Consider the following 20,493-nt stretch of genomic DNA (forward strand, 5'->3'; position numbering starts at 1 on the left):
GTCCGGTTAATCGCTTTATTAGCCGGACTTATTTAGCCATCCTGTAAATAATTGCTGTTTATGAAATATTATATATTACTTACCTTGTTGTTACTTATTACAACATATCTTGTCTCCCAACCCAATTATGACTACTCTAAGCTTAAAAGGGAAAAGTTGGGACGAGGACTCGTTGCGGTAAAGAAGAATAATAGCACAAATTCTATAAGCTGGCGTTATCTTTCATCGGATGCTTTAGATGCATCTTTTAATATATACAGAAACGGGGAAAAGATAAATGCAGAACCTGTTTTGGGTAAAACATACTTTGAAGATAAAATACAATCAGATGCAGCCGTTACTTACCAGTTAAAACAAATACGAAAAGGGAAAGAAGTCGATGAACAATCTTACGTATTACCTGCTGATGCACCTATCGGTTGCTTAAATATTCCATTAGACATACTTTCGTCAGGCATAACTCCCGACGGACAAACATATACCTATGCACCCAACGACGCTTCGATAGGAGATGTCGATGGTGACGGAGAATATGAAATAATATTGAAGTGGGACCCTTCAAATGCCCACGACAATTCACATAACGGTTATACAGGAAATGTATATATAGACTGCTATAAATTGAGTGGCGAAAAACTATGGCGCATAGACCTCGGACGGAATATCCGTGCAGGCGCGCATTACACACAATTTATGGTCTACGATCTGGACAATGACGGCAAAGCCGAGATTGTTATGAAAACAGCAGACGGGACTATAGACGGAAAAGGAAATATCATAGGTAAGGCTGATGCCGACTACCGAAATAAATACGGTTTTATAATAGAAGGACCTGAATATCTTACAGTCTTCAACGGGCAAACCGGCGAAGCAATGTCTACAATCGACTATATCCCGCAACGCGGCGATGTAAGCGCATGGGGCGATTCCCGAGGCAATAGAGTAGACCGTTTTCTCGCTTGTGTCGCTTATCTCGATGGAGAGTATCCGAGTGTGGTTATGTGTCGCGGATATTATACACGTACTGTTCTCGCTGCCTTCGATTGGCGGAACGGTAAACTTACGAACCGCTGGATATTTGACTCCGACCAGCCCGGAAACGAAAAATATGCCGGACAGGGCAATCACAACCTCAGGGTAGGAGATGTGGACGGAGACGGGTGTGACGAAATTATATACGGTTCGTGTGCTATAGACCACGATGGGAAAGGCCTGTACAACACACAGATGGGGCATGGCGATGCAATACATATGACAGTGTTCGATCCTCGCAGAAAAGGGATGCAGGTATGGGATTGTCACGAAAATAGGCGCGATGGCTCCAGTTACCGTGATGCTGCAACAGGAGAAGTCCTTTTCCAGATAAAATCAACCGAAGATGTAGGGCGCTGTATGGCTGCTGATATTGATCCTGAGCATTTCGGAGTGGAGATGTGGTCGCATTTCAGCAATGGTATTTACAATGTGGACGGGCAATGTATTAATCCTTCTATAGAAAATGTATCGGTAAATATGGCTTGCTGGTGGGATGGCGACTTGCTGAGAGAGTTATTGGATAAAGTAAGTATTACAAAATACGATTATAAAAATAAGACATCGAATGTCATATTCTCTGCCGATGAATGTCTTTCTAACAGTGGTACAAAGGCTACTCCGTGCCTGCAAGGCGATATTATCGGGGATTGGCGCGAAGAGGTGCTTTTCAGAACTCAAGATAATAAGAATCTGAGATTATACGTGTCTACTCATGATACCGATTACAGATTCCATACATTTCTCGAAGACCCTGTTTATCGGATTAGTATCGCCACGCAGAATGTGGCTTATAACCAGCCTGCTCAACCCGGATTTTATTTCGGAGCTGATTTGGGCAAATGTTTCCCCGTAAAGGATATTATTGTAGATAAAGATTACATAGAACTGGATGCCGGAATGAACTATGACACATATAGCTGGTCGGTAGGAGGAAATGAAAGAATAAGAAAGATAACAACAAAAGATATCCCTGTAGGTAAGAAAACAAAAGTTGAACTGACTGTTACTTATCGCGGATACGAGTTTAAAGACCATATCAATATCACTTTTAAATAATGAATAGATACATCACTCTATTAATACTATTCCTTTGCTATTCACTTTTAGCTCAGGCTTCGGATATCGGCAAGCGTTTTCTTTCCGAGAAATTCGTGATGGTGGATACCCGCACAGGATATACAATCACGGCACTTACAAACGGCACGTATAGCGATGCCAAATTATACCAGACACATCCGCAATGGACATCGGACGGGAAGTATATTGTTTTCAGGTCCTCAGACCGTTCGGTGGATAAGCATTCACAGGCATTTGCCGTATCGGAAGCAACCGGAGAGATTATTCAACTGACAGACGGTGAGGGCACTGGCACAGGCAGTCTGAATGTGGCGCGCCTTTCCAATAAATTATATTATTTCAGAACAGGGAATAATGTAAAAACACTGATAGAACTAAACCTCGATTCATTACTTAACGATAGTTACAGAAATACCATAAAGCAAAAAGAAGCATACGAGCGAGCTATTACAATATTACCTTCCCACCTGGCAGAGTCGGGTGGTTTTACACTCGATGCTGATGAAACAAAAGCATATGTTGGTGTACGGCTTGTAGGTGCTAAAGCAGAAAAGATAGAAACAGATAACGAATTCCGTATAGCACAGGTACCCTCAGGTATAAGGGCTATCGATTTGAAAACAGGAGATATATCTACTGTTATAGATGTACCTTTTACAATGGGACATGTACAGGCAAATCCTTTTCTAGCAGGAGAGATCCTATATTGTCAGGAAACTGGAGGAGATGCTCCGCAACGTATGTGGATAACAAAAGCAGATGGTTCGGATAACCGTCCCCTATTTGCAGAAGATGCTAATGATTGGGTAACTCACGAAACATGGGTAGACAAGGATCATGTATATTTCAATGTCATGGGACATTTACCCCGTTTGAGAAAAAGACCAACAGGATTATTCCGCATTAATGTCCGCACAGATGAAGTTCAGCTACTCGGACAACTGGATTATGGCTCAGGGTTCTGGCATTGCGGAGGTACTTCGGATGGAAAGTGGGGCGCATCGGATAACTTCGAAGGGGAAGTTTATCTTATAAACAGTATGACCGGAAAACGGAAATTGCTGACTGCAAATCACCGGATGAAGCCGGATCATACACATCCGTCCTTCAGTCCGGACAATACCCGGATATTGATTCAATCCGGTTACCTTACCGATGGCAAGAAGCTAAGCCTTATGGTGATTAATATCTCCCAAGCCGTGAAATAAGCCGGTTAGACCGAAATTTCTATTTATTTGAATGATTTTACATATATTAATTCCATAAGAAAACCTTTATTTGTAATAAAAAAATACCATGAAGAAACAGGGAATTCTACTCACTTTAAGTTTGATCTTTTTAATCAATAATTTTAATCTCTTTGCTCAAAAGAAGCAGGAAAAAGTAAATGATTTCAATACCCCATTGCATCTCTTAACTCCCGATTATAATACTCCATATAGAGAACTCACCGAAAAGGACATAAAAGAATCCTTAGATCGGGTCTTGAAATATCTGGATGAGGCGACACCCGCACGTGTCGTAAATAAAGATAGCCATAAGGCAATTACCGATTTATCCAAAGTGGATAAGAATGCTATTCTGGAACGGGGTAACTTCCGTCTTGCAAGCTATGAATGGGGAGTAACTTATTCTGGAATGCTTGAAGTGGCAAAGGCTACCGGCGATAAAGCATATTACAAGTATGTGGACGACAGATTCAGACTTCTGTCGGACGCCGCTCCGCACTTCAAACGACTGATGAATGATTACGGGGTTATCGACCCCCAGATGAAACAAATGCTTACCCCTCATGCGCTCGACGATGCAGGTGCGATGTGTGCTGCGATGATAAAGCTGCAACAGGACAAACCTGACTATGAGCTGAGGAGCATTATAGACAATTACATGAACTACATCATGTACAAGGAATACCGCCTGAGCGATGGTACATTTGCCCGCAAACGTCCACAAATGAACACACTTTGGCTCGACGATATGTATATGAGTATCCCTGCTATAGTACAAATGGGAAAACTGACAGGAGAGGCCAAGTATTTTAATGAAGCAGCTAAGCAGGTCAAACAATTCACAGAACGTATGTTTGTAAAAGAAAAAGGATTGTATATGCATGGCTGGATAGAATCTATGACAGACCATCCTGCGTTTTTCTGGGGACGTGCCAACGGATGGGCAGTGCTGACTATGACCGAAGTACTGGATGTATTACCCGAAAACCATCCCGAAAGGCAACGCATTTTGGAACAACTGCGTGCGCATATCAAAGGGATAGCCTCGTATCAGTCGGGAGAAGGGTTCTGGCATCAGTTGCTGGACAGAAACGATTCGTATCCGGAGACTTCGGCTACAGCAATATATGTATATTGTATCGCCCGTGCTATCAACAAAGGCTGGATAGATCCATTGGCTTATGGTCCGGTGGCACAACTAGGCTGGAACGCGGTTTCTACCAAGATAAACAATATAGGTGAAGTAGAAGGTACTTGCGTAGGTACAGGTATGGCATTCGATCCGGCATTCTATTACTATCGTCCGGTGAATGTATATGCGGCGCATGGTTACGGACCAGTATTACTGGCAGGAGCAGAAATGATAAACCTGTTGAAGAATTTCTATCCGCGTATGAATGACAGTGCCATACAGTATTACACTTCTCCGCAGACAACCAAGTCCCCTATATTCGGAATAGAAGATTCTACGCGTCCCGATGCAGTTGCATCAGGTAGTTCTCGCATAAATGATAAAGCTCCTGTGATATTCCTTATCGGTGATTCTACCGTGAAGAACGGCAAAGGTAAAGGTGATGGCGGTCAATGGGGTTGGGGCAGCTTCTTTCAGCAATTTTTCGATACAACACGTATCTCAGTAGAAAACCATGCATTAGGCGGACGCAGTAGCCGGACATTCTTTACCGAAGACCTTTGGAATAAGGTATTGCCCGGCATCCGCAAAGGTGATTACTTGTTTATTCAGTTCGGGCATAATGATGGCGGCCCTCTGAATACAGGACGTGCGCGTGCTTCACTCAATGGTACGGGAGATGAGTCTCAGGTGGTAATAATGGAACGTAACGGCGGCCCCGAAGAGGTATTCACTTTTGGCCACTACCTGCGTATCTATATCCGTCAGGCAAAAGCGATCGGAGCCATCCCTGTTATTCTATCGCCGACACCCGGCAACAGATGGACAAACGGAAAGATGAACCGTATGTCCGAAACATATACCAAATGGGCAAAAGAAGTGGCACAGCAGGAAGGCGTAGAATTTATCGACCTGAATGATCGTGCAGCTGCTAAATGCGATGCAATGGGTGAAGAAAAAGGGAAGCAGCTGTTTGTCGACAGTGTGCATACAACATCTGACGGAGCTATCCTGAATGGGCAGTCGGTGATAGAAGGATTACAAAGTCTGAACGGTTTTTCGTTGAACCAGTATATTTTGAAGAAATGAAGGAGAATAAAGCAATTGTATTGATACTGTATTTGTTGCTATCTGCCTCCCTGTGCGGACAGGGTGGAAATATATCCGGTAAAAAGATTGCATCAAAACCTTTGTACAGAGATACCCAATATGACGGAGCTGCCGATCCTGTAGTTGTCTGGAATCAGAAAGAACAACGCTGGTTTATGTTCTATACCAACCGCCGGGCAAATATGCAACAGACAAACGGTGTAGATTGGGTGCATGGTACGCCGATAGGAATTGCCGAATCTACTGATGGGGGAGCCAGTTGGCAATACAGATGTGATGCGAATATAGGCTATGGCGAAACGGATTATACCTTCTGGGCCCCTGATGTAATTGAATATAAAGGTAAATATCATATGTACCTTACCGTGGTGCCGGGCACATTTACCGATTGGAAGCATCCACGCGATATTGTACACCTGACCAGTGATAATCTGATAGACTGGACTTTCGAATCGAAACTTAATCTGGCTTCTGATAAGGTAATAGATGCCTGTGTATTCAATGCAAAAGACGGATGGTAGTATATGTATTACAATAATGAGAAGGACAGAAAATCTATCTATGCCGCCCGCAGTACAAATCTGTACAATTGGGAAAATGTAGGCAAAGTAACTGATGACAAAGCCGGAGAAGGTCCAAAAGTTTTTTATTGGAAAAAGCAGTATTTTATGATTGTTGACAATTGGAACGGACAGGGAGTTTATTCCTCAAAAGACCTGAAAAACTGGACACGTCAGAAAGAAAATATTTTACAGATACCTGGCAAAGGGCAGGATGACGGAACAAATGGCTTACATGCCGATGTCCTGATTAATAAGGATAAAGCTTATATCTTTTATTTCACCCATCCGGGGAGGACAGACGAAAACAAACAAAATAATTCTTATGAAACGCGCCGAAGTTCCATTCAGGTGGCAGAAGTAGAATATAAGGATGGGGTAATTGTTTGCGACAGGGATAAACCTGTATATATAAACTTAAAGAAATAACATATTATGAAAACGAGCATGAATAGCAATCCTCCAAAGACGATGATAATTTAGTCATGTGAGTTTCCATACAACCTTTTAAAATAAAATTATCGTATGAAAAGACAAGCATTTAAAATGTACCTGAAACCGGGGTTCGAAGCAGAGTATGAAAAAAGGCATAATGCCATCTGGCCTGAACTGAGACAATTACTGAAAGATACGGGCGTATCCGATTATACGATTTTCTGGGATAAGGAAACAAACGTGTTGTTTGGTTATCAGGTAATTGATGGAGATAGTTCGTCTCAGGACTTAGGTGGTAATCCGATTGTGCAGAAATGGTGGGCTTATATGGCCGATATTATGGATACGAATCCGGATAACTCACCTATATCCATACCGTTGCAGGAAGTCTTTCATATGGATTAAATATAGCACCGAATGAGAAAAACGTATTACATCTTTCTGCTTCTTTTAAGTTCGATAACTGTCTTCGGACAACAGACGGCCTATAAATTCAATTTTACGGATAAACCTGAAAAAGGCTATGTTTCTGTGCCGTCGAATATTGTCTATGGCGAGAATACGGTATATGGCTATGATTTTAATACAAATCCGACAAACGGGAATCCGTTTTTCTTTTCCGTAGATGTACCGGAAGGGAATTATAAAGTAACGGTTATATTAGGCAGTGATAAAGGTGAAAGCAATACAACCGTGAAAGCCGAGTCGCGCAGGCTGATGCTTGCCAATATCAAAACCTCAAAAGGTAAATATTCGACTCATGCTTTTACTGTGAATATTCGTAATACAAAAATAGGAGATACGGATTCGGTACGAATAAAGAAACGCGAAATAGGAAAACTCATTTGGGACGATAAACTCACGTTGGAGTTTAACGGGAAGAATCCGGCAGTAGCAAAGATCGAAATAGAAAGAGCTGATAATATTCCGACCATATTTCTTGCAGGAAATTCTACAGTGGTAGATGAAGCCGAAGAACCTTGGTGCGGCTGGGGGCAGATTTTCCCTAGTTTCTTTACTTCCGATATTGCGATAGCCAATTATGCAGAATCGGGTGAAGCAGCTAACACATTCGTTGCCACGAAAAGATTTGCCAAACTCCTTTCTAAAATGAGAAAAGGTGATTACCTGTTCATCGAATTCGGGCATAACGACCAGAAACAGAAAGGAGAGGGTAAAGGCCCCTATACAAGCTATAAAAGTGATTTGAAATATCTGGCGGATAAGGCCCGCGAAAAAGGAGCGATTCCGGTATTGATAACATCCATGCACCGCCGCTTTTTTGATGATAACGGAAAAGTGAAAAATACGCATGGCGATTATCCCGACGCTGTAAGGCAACTGGCAAAAGAAGAAAATATTATACTCATCGACCTCAATAATATGAGCGCGACATTATATGAAGCATGGGGTGTGGAAGGGTCGAAACGGGCTTTTGTCCATTATCCCGCAGGTACTTTCCCGAATCAGAAAGAACCTCTGGCTGATAATACACACTTCAATCCTTATGGAGGAACAGAAATAGCCAAGTGCATACTAAAAGGCATTATCGATAATAACCTGCCTGTAAAAAAATACATAAGAAAAGATGTCCAGCCCTTCGATCCGGCTCATCCTGACGACCCTGATAAATTCGATATTTCGGCCACACCATTCTCTTCGATGGTAAAACCGGATGGTAATTAAGGTAAAACTGAATAAAAAAAATTATATGAAACGAACTGCATCAATCATTCTCGGAGCATTCTCTTTATTATCCATTTCGGTATTCGGACAACAGCGTACCGATGAAGAATGTATAAGGGCTGTAGCCGATAATATATTGAAACAACCCGTAACTCAGTTTGTAGGTGTCACCTCCGGAGTTACATACAACAGCACAAAGGAAATACCAAAAGGTGAAGACGTCAGGTTTAAAAGTCCGCTTACAGAGTGGCATTATTCCAATGGGGTGCTGGATATGAGTATGATGCATCTGGGTGAATACCTCAATGAGCCGAAATATACGGACTATGCGAAAAATCATGTCGCTTTTGGCTTTGCCAATTACGGGTATTTCAAAAATACATTCCGTAACGACCGCAAACATTGGCACTGGCCATTCGGGCAATTATGGAATACAAAGGAACTGGATGATTGTGGGGCAATGGGAGCGGCTGTGATTGATGTATATATGCTGGATAAGAAAACGGAATATAAGACATATATAGAAACGGCTGCCAATCATATAATGAACGGGCAGGTACGCTTATCGGACGGTACGCTTTGCCGGACATTTCCCCGTGAGATGACGGTCTGGGCTGACGACGTTTATATGAGTGTTTCCTTTTTGTCGCAAATGGCAAAAATGACGAGGGAAGCGAAGTATTACGATGAGGCTGCACGACAGATTATCAATATTTCCGATTACTTGTGGTGCCCCGAAAAGCAACTGTTTTACCATTGCTATTATACTGATATGAAACGCAATGGTGTGGCATTCTGGGGACGGGCAAACGGTTGGATAACTGTCTCTTTAGTAATGCTTCTGGATGTAATGCCGGAGACTCACCCGAGACGCGGGGAGTTGATCGCCCTACTCGAAAAGCAAATTATCGGCGCATCCCGTTATCAGAATGCGAATGGCATGTGGAACCAGTTACTGGATAAACCCGAATCGTATGACGAATCATCTGTTACAGCCATGTATATCTATGGTATTGCTAAGGCAGTGAACAATAAATGGATAGATCCGGCTTATACAGCTATGGCCCGGATTGCCTGGAAGGCTTTGAAGGAAACACAGATAACAGAGGAAGGACATTTCAAAAATGTATGTGTAGGAACAGGAATCACTGATGATCTGCCTTTCTATTACAACCGTCCGGTAGGCGAGAATGAAAAGCACGGGCTAGGGCTTATCATCGATACAGGTATAGAAATGATGAAACTGGAAAAGTCTCAGAGCGGGAAAAATAGTGTGATCGGGAAATAATAATTTTATCTATATAGTATTGTCAAGGTGTTGATAATGAGTGAAAGATTGCAGGATTTAAAATGTATAATATGTGTTACTTTTGTTACCTTTTAACAGTTACAAGTTACGAGTTACGAGTAAACAAGATACGAGATACAAGATACAAGTTGTTAACTGATGACTGTTCACTGTTAACTGTAAAGGTTGTTACCTTTGTTACTTTTTAACAAGTTACGAGTTACTTCGCCCTAGGGCAGTTACAAGTTACGGAAAAGGCAGCCTGTTTATTTTGTTTCACGCAAAGAGGTAAAGGCGCAAAGGTTTTTTACATCTTACGAGTTGTTCACTGTTCACTGTAAAAGTTGTTACATGTGTTACCTTTTTAGCGCTGCTCCTTTTGGGAAGCCACAAAGAGAATACAGCTGTATTAAAAGTTCCCCCTACGGGGGCTAGGGGGCTAAAAAAAATAATTATGATAAATAGTATCCGTTTTTTTATTTTAATAATCTGTTTATATGTGACTTGCATGGCTTATGCAAGCCGTATCCCCGAATTGAGCTGGGTAGAGAAAACGGGTGCGAGAAATTTACCGAAAAGTAACAGGTCGTATAATGTAGCGGACTATGGTGCGGTGGCCGATGGCGTTACCATGAATACAAAAGCGATTCAGAAGGCCATCGACGAATGTGCCGGGAATGGTGGCGGTACTGTTACCTTTTCTCCCGGGAAATACCTTACGGGCTCTGTTTATCTGAAAGATGGTGTTCATTTTATTATTCCTAAGCGCACTACTCTACTTGGCAGTACCGATCTGAAAGATTATCCCGAGATGGATACACGGGTTGCGGGGATAGAGATGCCGTGGCCATCGGCATTAATCAATGTGATGGGACAAAAGAATGTGATGGTAAGCGGCGAAGGAGTGGTACATGCACAAGGTAAAGTATTTTGGGCTTCCTACTGGGCGATGCGCAAGGATTACGAAGCTAAGGGGTTAAGGTGGATTGTGGATTACGATTGTAAACGCCCGCGTACACTTTTGGTTTCCGAATCGTCGGATATAACGGTAAAGGGACTTACTTTTCGTCAGGCGGGATTCTGGACTATACAGATTCTCTATTCGTCTTATTGCACTGTAGACGGGGTTATTATCCAAAACAACGTGGGAGGGCATGGGCCGAGTACGGATGGGGTGGATATAGATTCATCATCCTATATATTAGTAGAAAACTGCGATATAGATTGTAATGATGATAATTTTTGTCTCAAATCGGGGCGTGATGCCGATGGTCTGCGGGTAAACCGTCCTACCGAATATATCGTGATACGCAATTGTATATCGCGTGCAGGCGGAGGATTACTGACATGCGGCAGTGAGACTTCGGGCGGTATCCGTCACGTGCTTGCCGAAGGCTTGAAAGCGAAGGGGACAACGGTAGGTATCCGCCTTAAATCAGCGATGAACAGGGGTGGCACTACCGAGCATATCTATATAAGGAATGTAGAAATGGATAATGTGAGAACGGTGTTTGAAGCGACAATGAACTGGAATCCATCATATAGTTATTCTACTTTGCCCAAAGAATATGCAAACAAAGAAATACCTGAACACTGGAGGAAAATGCTTGAAGAAGTGGAACCGGACAAAGGGATGCCCTACTTCAATGATATATATCTATCCGGTTTTAAGGTACGGAATTCGAAAACGTTTATGAGTGTGGAAGGGAGTGAAACTTCTCTGATGAAGAATTTCAACTTCAGTGATATAGATGCCAATGTAGACAGGATAGGTGATGTCAGATATGCAAGAGACTGGAAATTTGACAATATAAATATAAAAGCGAAGAACCGGGAGCCTGTTGTAATCGAAAACAGTGAGAATGTTCATTTCCCGTCAGATGTTGTGGCTATAGAAACGGATTTTCCTTATGCCCTAAATGGAGTAAGTAAAGAGGCGAAAATAAAAGGCGCCGCACATCCCGAATTTTCCTTTCTTTTACCCGAAATGGCCGGAAATTTAAAGTTCGGAGTTGTGCAAGGTAAGAGCAGCAAATGGCTGAGGGATTTCAAAGTGAAAAATGTAAAGCAGTCCCGCAGGCAATTGACATACAGACTTTCCGATCCGGTATTGGAAGGAGGCGAGATTACTGTAAATGCGGTCGCGTTGAGCTCTTCGGACGGACTTATCATAGAAATCTCCGCAGTAAAGATACCGGATGATATTTCCCTGTTCTGGTCGTACGGAGGAGCTTGTGGAAAAGTGTTGGAAAAGACAGATAATGGTAGTTTAAAGCCTGTTTATTGTAAGTACAATGTGTTCAGCGTGGAGTGGACAGCCTTTACTTTGTATTACGGGCAAAGTATGAAGCTGAAAACAATCAATGCGGTTATGCCGGTTTCTTCCGAAATCCGTTTGTCGGATGCCTATATGCAACAGTCTCCACTCTCTTTCTTCGAATCGGGGAAAAAGACGGATGCTCCGGCTTTAGCGGCTGTTTTGCCTCTGAAAAGCGGACAGAAAGAGTACTTCTGTATATACAGGCAAAACGAAAAGGCTGATTATAACCATTATATGTTACCCGCACTCTTTCAGAAAGAGAAGGCAGACATAACTAAAAGTGAATGATATGAAAAAGAGTATTACTGTATTTATACTCTTCATGCAATATATGTTTATCGGTCCTCTATGGGGGCAAACCGATACGATATTCAGTGTCTTTTGTTTTCCGTCAGACAAAATTCCCCAAATAGACGGAAACACCGATGATTGGGATATTGTACCCGATAGCTATACTATCGGTATGGAATCTATGACTGAGGACGAAGGAAAGCACAGTCGTCCCGATGAGACCAATCTGGATATAAAAGTGAAAGTAGGATGGGTGCAGGGGCAGAACAGGTTATACTTCCTCTACGAAGCTTATGATGATTACTGGTCTTTTACGCGCGACGATCTTATGGTCGATATATTCGAAGTTGTAATAGACGGCGACCGGTCGGGTGGCCCCTTTATCGATAAGTTTTATCCGTTTGGGGATGTAAGTAAAGAAGATGCCTGGCAGTTGTTTCATGGGCGACATGCTCAGAATTACCATATATACACCCCGGCTAAAAACGGGGACTGGTGCATGTATTGGGGGCCGCAGCAATGGCTCAAAGAGAAACCTTATTCCGATTATGCATACAACTATAATTTCAAAGAGGGCGAAAGCGGTAAGCTTATACTTGAGTTTTATATAACCCCGTTCGATTATGCTTCATCCAAAGGAGCCAATTATTCAGTTGCATCCGAATTTTGGGAGAATAAGCTGATCGGTCTTTGCTGGGCTGTTATTGATTATGATAATAATCAGGGAAAAGAGAAAGACGGATTCTGGAATCTGTCGAGACATCATACAATGTACGGGAATGCTTCCGAGTTGCGGACATTTCGTTTAATGCCGTTAGAATGAATGTTATGAAAAATATATGTTTAGTATTGTTGGTTATCAGTTCTTTGAGCTTGAATGCGTCCGTTTTTTATAATGTAAAAGATTACGGGGCGAAGGGAGATGGGGCGCAAATAGATTCACCGGCTATAAACCGGGCTATTGAAGACGCTACAAAGAACGGAGGAGGGACAATTTTCTTTCCGGCAGGTACATACCTGAGTTATTCGGTTCGTCTGCAAAGCAATATAACGCTTTATCTGGATGCGGGGTCTGTATTATTGGCCGCTTATCCCGAAGAAGCATCAGGATATGATCTCGCAGAGGATAATGCACATAATCAGTTTCAGGATTTCGGCCATAGCCACTGGAAGAATAGCCTGATATGGGGTATAGAACTTGAGAATATAACAGTTTGCGGTCAGGGTATGATAGACGGACGCGGACTTACCCGCGAAGAAAGCCGACTGCCCGGAGTGGGGAATAAGGCGTTGAGCTTGAAACTATGCCGCAATGTAATCCTTAAAGACGTGACGATGGTCAACTGCGGACATTTTGCGCTATTGGCAACAGGCGTGGATAATATGACCATCCACAATGTAAAAGTGGATACAAACAGGGATGGCTTCGATATAGATTGCTGCCGCAATGTCCGTATATCGGATTGTTCGGTAAATTCACCGTGGGATGATGCCATCGTACTGAAGAGCAGCTATGGTTTAGGATTCTTTCGGGATACGGAGAATATAACTATAACGAACTGCTATGTAAGCGGATACGACAAGGGTTCGGTAATAGACGGTACATTCCGGCGGGATGAGCCGCAAGCCCCTGATCAGGGTTATGTAACCGGACGTATAAAGCTGGGCACGGAGTCGAGCGGAGGATTCAGGAATATCAGCATATCCAATTGTGTATTCGAACGTTGTCGTGGCCTTGCCCTCGAAACAGTAGACGGAGGTTTTCTGGAAGATATCGTTATCAGCAATATTACGATGCGGGATATAGTGAATGCTCCTATCTTTCTTCGTCTGGGTTCGCGTATGAGAAGTCCGAAGGGTACTCCTATGGGGCGTATGTCGAGGATAGCGATCAGTAATGTGAATGTATATAATGCCGATTCGCGCTATGCCTCTATTATTAGTGGCGTGCCTGATTACCATATAGAGGATGTGACCTTGTCGAATATTCGTATATTATATAAGGGTGGCGGCACGGCAGAAGATGCGAAGCTTACTCCACCCGAAAATGAAAGCATATATCCGGAGCCGTGGATGTTCGGTACCATACCCGCATCAGGATTCTTTATCCGCCATGCCCGTAATGTGGAACTGAATAACGTGCAGATAGATTTTATGACGCCGGATTACCGTCCTTCCCTTTGGTTGAAAGATGTGGATGGTTGCCGTTTGATTAACTACCGGACAAGAGTGGCAAAGGGTGTAGAGCCTTATGTATTGTCGGATGTAAAGGGTTTTAAAACTGAATTGGCTGAGATCTCGGAGTTTTAAAAGTCATTGGTTTTACTCTTGAATGTCTGATCCAGGAAGTTAACCATATAGCGTAATGTGGTGTTGAACCATGGATGGAATAGCCAGAAAGGGTGTGGGGTATCTTCCAAGGTATGTACTTCGGTATAAATATTAAGGGTAGACAGCTTCTCTATAATCTCGTCTCGTCCGCCATGAAAGCGAGGAATAGAGCTGTTGATAAAGCATACAGGAGGAGATTGATTCGTTACATGGTGAATAGGGGAGGCGGCTTCCCAGACTTCTTTATCCTCTTCATAGGTGCTTCCCAGCCATTTGACTGATGCCGGGGTCTTGTTTTTAGAAAGGGATATGCGTGATGCCGCCAGTTCATCACCTGAGAAGTCGGATATGCCGTCTATGTTTATGATAGCATGGACTTTACTTGAATATTGGTGATATTCCTTCGGATTCTCATATGCAGCCTGACCATTGGTTATTCCTGTAAGCATTGCCAGATGGCCTCCGGCCGAGCAACCAGAGATAGCTATCTTGCAAGTGTCTATGCCATATGTATCTGCGTTTGCGCGTATCCATCTGATAGCTGTTTTCAAGTCAAATAGAGCCGCCGGATAGATCGCTTCGGGGGATAACCTGTATTCTACAGGGATGGTTACATAGCCTTTTGTTGCTATCTGTTGTGCCATTGGTATTTGTAGAGACAGATCACCTGAACTCCATCCGCCACCGTGTACCATAAGTAGGACAGGGTACTTGCTGTTATCTTTCGGGCGATATATGTTGAGATGCAATTCTCTGCTTTCTGTAGGGTTGGAATATACCAGATGTTCTATTGCCTGTACGGATTCTGGTAGACTGGACAAGGCTTTTTTTATTTGAGGATATTGTTTAAGAGCCTTTGTATATGCACTATGAAGAGTGAACAACGTATCTCTGGGGATTCCATCTATCATAACCGTCTGCGCTTGCGTAATAGCAGATATACACAGGAAGAATATAAATGTACAGTAAAATCTCATAACTACTTCATTTATATCAGGAGGGAGAGGCAATGAGTAGTAGTTGCCCCACCTCCCAATAAAACCTAAAAACAATCTAAACTGAAAGTATTACTCAGTAACCCTGAACCAATCTATATCTACCCTTCCGCCATCGTTTTTCTGGATAGGACGGGTGCAAAACGTACCTATTTTGGCTCCTATCCATTTTCCTTCTTTGGCTTTAAAGTCTTTGCCTAACCTGGTATATTTCTTATCATCGGTGCTATAGCTGAACGAACTGGTTCCGTCCCGGGATAATTTAACCCGGAGGAAGATAGTTCCATCTTTTAAAGTGACCGATTCATTTATAGATTCTGTACTACCTTTTTCAGCATTAATGCATTCATTCTGCGACAATCGGAATCCGTCTTTCGTATTTTCGAAAGAAAGTAAGGCATAGTCTATTCCCATTACTACCAGTCCTGTACGTTCACCGTAGAAGCGCGCATCCGGCTTGAATGTAAGTTTCATAGTTGTGGTGAAAGCAGGCGCAGGTATTTTCTGAAGTAGTAAGTTCGGCACATCCCACAGGTTCTTATAATCGTCAGCCACGGGAACCGAATACAGGCTCAGATAACCTTTTTCCTGATTGGTGAAGTACCACCACGACAAAGGATTGGCATGCCATTGCCATTGCAAACCTAATTCATTCGTAATGAATTCATCACTTTCTACAGGAGTGACTATCGGATATGTCTTTCCTACATTCGGCTTCTTATATGTCAGTACCGGATTGCCGCAGCTGTCACCGTCTCTGTCTTCGCCAATTATAGGCCAGCCATTTTTCCATATCATCGGCTGCAAATGCATGACACGTCCCAAGGCACCTACATCCTGAAAGTGAAGAAACCAGTCTTCTCCAGTCTGCGTATCTACCCATGCTCCCTGATGAGGACCGTTTATTACAGTTTCACCCTGTTCCATAACTATCTTTCGTTCGTATGGTCCGAATATATCTCTCGAACGCATGGCTAATTGCCATCCGGTAGCAACACCTCCCGCAGGTGCGAATATGTAATAATAGCCATTTCTTTTATAGAACTTGGGACCTTCTATCGTAGGGTCTATATCGTGTCCATCGTATATTATCTTCGATTCGCCTACGGCTTTTTTACCATCGGAAGTCAGGCGTGTAACAGCTAATAGACTTTTGATCCCAGCTCTACTGCCTGCATAGCCATGAGCCAGATAAACATTGCCATCATCATCGAACAGCGGACAGGAGTCTATAAGTCCTTTGCCTTCTTTTACCAGTGTCACTGGTTCCCATTCTCCGGCAGGGTCTTTAGCTTTGGTCATAAATATACCTAAATCGGGGTCGCCATAGTAGATATAGAATTCTCCGTTGTGGAAGCGTATAGCCGGTGCCCACACACTACCGCCATGATTGACACCTTCTCCGAATGAAGCGTTTTCAGGCATCCGGTCAATGGCATAACCGATAATTGTCCAGTTTACTAAATCTTTGGAATGCAGTATAGGTAGTCCCGGTATGCAGTTGAAACTGGATGCGGTCATATAATAATCATCTCCTACACGACAAGCATCAGGGTCGGAGTAATCGGCATATAAAACGGGATTCTTATAGTTGCCATTTCCTAAATCCGATACCCATACTTTAGATACATAATCTTGCGCCGGGATGCCAAGAGGTATGATACAAAACAAAAAAACAATAATCGTTTTCTTTATTATATTCATTACTTCAATTCTTCTACTAAATCCTCTATGTTTTGTTCTTTAAGTCCTTCCACAAACAAGGCTGCCATTGCTGTGGCTCCTTTTTCGTTGAAGTGTGTATTGTCAGTATTGCCTTTCGGGAAGTTTCTGTTTTCTCCCGGTTTCAGGTGTAGGAATAATGGCTTGGAATCTTCATCTCCCAGGCCGGTGACCAATACTTTGCTCTTTTCATACATATCTATCATGGGTATTTTTTCATTCTTAGCTACACCACGAGCCAGATCGAGATATTCACCATGCGAATCCTGAAATGTTCCATTCTTTTCGAACCGCCGTCTTACTACCGAAGTACATATGATGGGCTTTGCACCTTTAGCTTTGGCTTCCTCCACAAATAGGGTAAAGTTCCTCACATATTCTTCCGGAGTTGTATAACGGTCTTTCTTTTCGATAGAAGCGTCATTATGCCCGAATTGTATAATGAGATAATCACCTTCACTAATATTATCAATAACTTGTTGCCAAAGTCCTTCTGCAATAAAAGAGCGTGAACTACGACCGTTCTTTGCATAATTCTTTATCTCAATATTATTATTGAAAAAGGTAGGCAAAAGTTGCCCCCATCCCTTCTCCGGAAAAGGTTCACAAATGGAATCGCCCGATATGCTGTCGGGTACTGTTTTGAATAAAACCTTATCAGCCATAGTCGAGTCACCGATCATAAAAATACGTTTCTGTGCATTGGACGGTAGGCTTAACAGGCACAAGGTAATTGTCAGAAGTATAAATATTTTATTCATGGTTAAATTATTCTTCAATTTTTTGAGTCTTTACATTACCTAAAAAGTTATTGCCCCAGATAATATTGCTTGCTTTCGATTTACAGAATAGATCAGCAGACGCTATTTGAAAACAGTTGTTGATAAGTATGTTATCTGTGTTATGTAGTTCTATAATGGCTTGTCCGCTCAAAGGAGCTTTCGATCTTACGTTGTCAAGGACTATATTTTTACATTCTGTGAATGAGTATGATGCACCTTTGGTTACAGCCAGATCTACATTCTGGAATTGTATATTTGTGGCTGTTTTTGCAGTGAATCCCTCCGTAGCAGTCATATTTATATTAGAGAATGAAATTTCATTAACCGGCATCTCGTTTATTCCGGTTATATAACCAACTTTTTTGATGTTACTTCCTGTAATATTGCTAAGATGGATATTCCTGAAGACAGGTGTGCGTTCACTAACCGGTTCATCTTTCGATCCTTTATCATAGAACAGATCGAAGATAAATGCATTCTTCTGAATGTTATTCATTACAATGTTGTCGACTCTTATCTCTTCGACAATACCGCCGCGTCCTCTTGAAGATTTGAGCCGGACTCCGGCATCTGTACCATCAAAAACACAGTTGGATATTGTAACTTTTTTTACACCTCCCGACATTTCACTCCCGATAACAACTCCGCCGTGCCCTGCTAACATGATGCAATTCGTTATTGTCAGGTTTTCACACGGGCGTCCGTAATTACGGCCATCTTCATCACGTCCTGACTTGATTGTTATACAATCATCTCCTACACTGATAAAGCAATCGGATATGCGAACATTACGGCATGAAGAGGGGTTGATACCGTCAGTATTGTGTCCTTTGGGATTGCCTGATGGATTATTTATTGTTACTCCGGTTATTACAACATCGTCACAACCAATAGGATTAATCGTCCAGAATGGGGAATTTACGATTGTGATTCCTTCTATCAGTATATTTTTACATTCAAGGAACTGAATGAATGGCGGGCGGAAAAACTTACGTTCCAATGTTTTTTCATAATAAGGATATACATTAACACCGTTGTTAGCATCCAGCCATTTCTGTTGCAGGTCGTTTGTCGATAATGTTTTGCCATTATCTTTTATTTCCTGTATAATGCGTCTCGATTCGGCCCACCATTTATGTCCCTGTCCATCTATCTTACCTCGCCCTTTTATTGCAATGTTTTCAGCATTTTTAGCGTAGAATAAAGGGGACAGGCTTTGCATAAAGACACCCTCCCAGCGAACTTTCACGAAGGGCAGATAATCTTCGAATTTATCGGAAAATGACAATGTAGCACCCGATTCCAGTTCTATTGTAATATTGCTCTGCAAATGTATAGCCGCCGTAAGGTAGTTTCCTGCCGGGAAATAAATAGTGCCGCCACCTTCTGCTGCGGCTTTTTTTATAGTCAGATTGATTAATTCAGTGCATGCTTGCCGGCCGGTATTATCTGCCCCCAGGTCCTGTATATTATATATTCTTGCATAAGAGGATAAGAATGCCCACGTTAGTATAGTAAATAAAATCAATCTTTTCATTGAGATATATGTTTATTGATTTGAAGGATTCCAGTTGTCGCAGCCGCTCAATACATTTGCTATTGTGTATTCTTTAGCTTCGCCGGAAGATAAAATTTTAGCCCATTTTACACGGGCTGATGTATTTGCTCCCTCGCCTTTGTTGTTGTATTCCATATAGCGGGCTGTTTTTTCATTGTCGGCATTGCGCCAGTTGTCCCAGCCTTCGGCTTTGATACCTTTCGGCAATGTACAGTTCATAAACAATGTCATGGAGTATGCGCGCCACGGGCGTCCCAGATACATTGCATCTACCTCTTTGGCTACTGTTATGTTGCAATTGTTGAATATATATCCGTATTTGATATTTTCAGGGGTATTGGCAGCTGTTATATAAGAGTTCTTTTTGCAATGGATAGTACATCCTTCGAACCAGGCAGTGGATGGGCCGAAAATGAAATCGGTAGTACCTTCTATATAACAATTCTCGAAATATTGCCTTGCTCCATCTCTACCCGCATACAGCGTATCCTGATGGCCGATCAGACGGCAATTGCGGAGTACAACACGGTCACCTTCGATGTGCAGGGCGACAGCCTGTCCGAGTTCTGCGGAAGAGTTTTCTATTGTGAGGTTTTCTAAAGTGATATCATTTCCACTCAGAAGGAAAGTATATGTTTTGAAAGTACCCATCTTGTTAATATTGGCATGATCGTCATGATTGATAACGGTTTTATCTTTGTCTTCTCCGATCAAGCGTATATTGGTGATATGCGGAGGTATGATTAATTTCTCTTTATACACTCCGTTCTTTATAAATATGGTTATTATCCCTCTGGGATCGGCTGTGCGGACAGAATTAATTGCTTCCTGTATGTTCCTGAAATCACCGTTTCCGTTGCGGTCGACGGTTATTTCGGTTTTCTCCTGAGCATAAAAGCCCGTGGAAAATAATAATAAACAGGTTAGAATTATATTTTTCAT

Annotated in this window: 16 protein-coding genes and 1 pseudogene; 12 read left to right on the plus strand and 5 right to left on the minus strand. The window is 42.4% G+C overall.

Annotated elements, in window-relative coordinates:
- The first annotated feature begins 60 nt into the window (after nt 1-60).
- The 12 genes and pseudogenes from QZL88_RS16015 to QZL88_RS16070 all read left to right on the plus strand — a co-directional run bounded on the left by QZL88_RS16015 (nt 61) and on the right by QZL88_RS16070 (nt 14,473).
- Nucleotides 61-2,091, plus strand: coding sequence for a rhamnogalacturonan lyase (locus QZL88_RS16015; protein WP_296942752.1), 2,031 nt, complete (start codon nt 61-63; stop codon nt 2,089-2,091).
- Nucleotides 2,091-3,320, plus strand: coding sequence for an oligogalacturonate lyase family protein (locus tag QZL88_RS16020; RefSeq protein WP_296942755.1), 1,230 nt, complete (start codon nt 2,091-2,093; stop codon nt 3,318-3,320). Before QZL88_RS16015 ends, QZL88_RS16020 begins: the two co-directional genes overlap by 1 nt.
- 88 nt (nt 3,321-3,408) lie before the next feature.
- A pseudogene (locus tag QZL88_RS16025) lies at nt 3,409-4,806 on the plus strand (glycoside hydrolase family 88 protein); the annotation flags it as partial.
- 57 nt (nt 4,807-4,863) lie between these two features.
- Entirely contained in the window at nt 4,864-5,562 is a 699-nt protein-coding gene (locus QZL88_RS16030; protein WP_296945107.1) for a rhamnogalacturonan acetylesterase, read from the plus strand.
- Nucleotides 5,559-6,104: a hypothetical protein gene (locus QZL88_RS16035; RefSeq protein WP_296942757.1), complete on the plus strand. Its 546-nt coding sequence runs from the start codon at nt 5,559-5,561 to the stop codon at nt 6,102-6,104. The genes QZL88_RS16030 and QZL88_RS16035 overlap by 4 nt, the downstream gene beginning before the upstream one ends.
- Before the next feature lie 3 nt (nt 6,105-6,107).
- A complete protein-coding gene (locus tag QZL88_RS16040) occupies nt 6,108-6,572 on the plus strand; it encodes a hypothetical protein (protein WP_296942759.1) in 465 nt (154 codons plus the stop codon).
- A gap of 96 nt (nt 6,573-6,668) precedes the next feature.
- Nucleotides 6,669-6,983, plus strand: coding sequence for an L-rhamnose mutarotase (rhaM, locus tag QZL88_RS16045; RefSeq protein ID WP_296942761.1), 315 nt, complete (start codon nt 6,669-6,671; stop codon nt 6,981-6,983).
- Between the two features lie 12 nt (nt 6,984-6,995).
- A complete protein-coding gene (locus QZL88_RS16050) occupies nt 6,996-8,264 on the plus strand; it encodes a rhamnogalacturonan acetylesterase (RefSeq protein WP_296942763.1) in 1,269 nt (422 codons plus the stop codon).
- A 25-nt stretch (nt 8,265-8,289) separates the two neighbouring features.
- Nucleotides 8,290-9,552, plus strand: coding sequence for a glycoside hydrolase family 88 protein (locus QZL88_RS16055; RefSeq protein WP_296942765.1), 1,263 nt, complete (start codon nt 8,290-8,292; stop codon nt 9,550-9,552).
- A gap of 508 nt (nt 9,553-10,060) precedes the next feature.
- Entirely contained in the window at nt 10,061-12,160 is a 2,100-nt protein-coding gene (locus tag QZL88_RS16060) for a DUF4450 domain-containing protein (RefSeq protein WP_296942766.1), read from the plus strand.
- Between the two features lies 1 nt (nt 12,161).
- On the plus strand, nt 12,162-12,986 hold the full coding sequence (locus QZL88_RS16065; protein WP_296942769.1) for a hypothetical protein: 825 nt from the start codon (nt 12,162-12,164) through the stop codon (nt 12,984-12,986).
- A 5-nt stretch (nt 12,987-12,991) separates the two neighbouring features.
- Nucleotides 12,992-14,473 (plus strand): glycoside hydrolase family 28 protein, encoded by a 1,482-nt coding sequence (locus tag QZL88_RS16070; RefSeq protein WP_296942771.1) that lies wholly within the window; start codon nt 12,992-12,994, stop codon nt 14,471-14,473.
- Here the strand turns inward: QZL88_RS16070 and QZL88_RS16075 are convergent.
- From QZL88_RS16075 to QZL88_RS16095, 5 genes are all read right to left on the minus strand, one after another.
- Nucleotides 14,470-15,471 carry an alpha/beta hydrolase gene (locus QZL88_RS16075; RefSeq protein WP_296942773.1) on the minus strand — a complete coding sequence of 334 codons (1,002 nt, stop codon included), beginning with the start codon at nt 15,469-15,471 and terminating at the stop codon, nt 14,470-14,472. The genes QZL88_RS16070 and QZL88_RS16075 overlap by 4 nt on opposite strands.
- A gap of 90 nt (nt 15,472-15,561) precedes the next feature.
- Nucleotides 15,562-17,193, minus strand: a complete 1,632-nt coding sequence (locus QZL88_RS16080) for a glycoside hydrolase 43 family protein (protein ID WP_296942775.1) — start codon at nt 17,191-17,193, stop codon at nt 15,562-15,564.
- Complete coding sequence (locus tag QZL88_RS16085; protein ID WP_296942777.1) at nt 17,193-17,972, minus strand: rhamnogalacturonan acetylesterase; 780 nt, start codon at nt 17,970-17,972, stop codon at nt 17,193-17,195. The genes QZL88_RS16080 and QZL88_RS16085 overlap by 1 nt, the downstream gene beginning before the upstream one ends.
- A 7-nt stretch (nt 17,973-17,979) precedes the next feature.
- Nucleotides 17,980-19,530: a glycoside hydrolase family 28 protein gene (locus tag QZL88_RS16090; RefSeq protein WP_296942780.1), complete on the minus strand. Its 1,551-nt coding sequence runs from the start codon at nt 19,528-19,530 to the stop codon at nt 17,980-17,982.
- Nucleotides 19,531-19,542: 12 nt separating this feature from the next.
- Nucleotides 19,543-20,493, minus strand: coding sequence for a pectinesterase family protein (locus tag QZL88_RS16095; protein WP_296942782.1), 951 nt, complete (start codon nt 20,491-20,493; stop codon nt 19,543-19,545).

This window comes from uncultured Dysgonomonas sp. (assembly GCF_900079725.1).
Lineage (GTDB): Bacteria > Bacteroidota > Bacteroidia > Bacteroidales > Dysgonomonadaceae > Dysgonomonas.

What these genes read in the sequence shown, in the direction of transcription:
- QZL88_RS16070 (WP_296942771.1), top strand. Translation starts at nt 12,992, where the DNA reads ATGAAAAATATATGTTTAGTATTGTTGGTTATCAGTTCTTTGAGCTTG.
- QZL88_RS16065 (WP_296942769.1), top strand. Translation starts at nt 12,162, where the DNA reads ATGAAAAAGAGTATTACTGTATTTATACTCTTCATGCAATATATGTTT.
- QZL88_RS16055 (WP_296942765.1), top strand. Translation starts at nt 8,290, where the DNA reads ATGAAACGAACTGCATCAATCATTCTCGGAGCATTCTCTTTATTATCC.
- QZL88_RS16080 (WP_296942775.1), bottom strand. Translation starts at nt 17,193, where the DNA reads ATGAATATAATAAAGAAAACGATTATTGTTTTTTTGTTTTGTATCATA.
- rhaM (WP_296942761.1), top strand. Translation starts at nt 6,669, where the DNA reads ATGAAAAGACAAGCATTTAAAATGTACCTGAAACCGGGGTTCGAAGCA.
- QZL88_RS16050 (WP_296942763.1), top strand. Translation starts at nt 6,996, where the DNA reads ATGAGAAAAACGTATTACATCTTTCTGCTTCTTTTAAGTTCGATAACT.
- QZL88_RS16040 (WP_296942759.1), top strand. Translation starts at nt 6,108, where the DNA reads ATGTATTACAATAATGAGAAGGACAGAAAATCTATCTATGCCGCCCGC.
- QZL88_RS16060 (WP_296942766.1), top strand. Translation starts at nt 10,061, where the DNA reads ATGGCTTATGCAAGCCGTATCCCCGAATTGAGCTGGGTAGAGAAAACG.
- QZL88_RS16075 (WP_296942773.1), bottom strand. Translation starts at nt 15,471, where the DNA reads ATGAGATTTTACTGTACATTTATATTCTTCCTGTGTATATCTGCTATT.
- QZL88_RS16035 (WP_296942757.1), top strand. Translation starts at nt 5,559, where the DNA reads ATGAAGGAGAATAAAGCAATTGTATTGATACTGTATTTGTTGCTATCT.
- QZL88_RS16015 (WP_296942752.1), top strand. Translation starts at nt 61, where the DNA reads ATGAAATATTATATATTACTTACCTTGTTGTTACTTATTACAACATAT.
- QZL88_RS16020 (WP_296942755.1), top strand. Translation starts at nt 2,091, where the DNA reads ATGAATAGATACATCACTCTATTAATACTATTCCTTTGCTATTCACTT.
- QZL88_RS16095 (WP_296942782.1), bottom strand. Translation starts at nt 20,493, where the DNA reads ATGAAAAATATAATTCTAACCTGTTTATTATTATTTTCCACGGGCTTT.
- QZL88_RS16090 (WP_296942780.1), bottom strand. Translation starts at nt 19,530, where the DNA reads ATGAAAAGATTGATTTTATTTACTATACTAACGTGGGCATTCTTATCC.
- QZL88_RS16085 (WP_296942777.1), bottom strand. Translation starts at nt 17,972, where the DNA reads ATGAATAAAATATTTATACTTCTGACAATTACCTTGTGCCTGTTAAGC.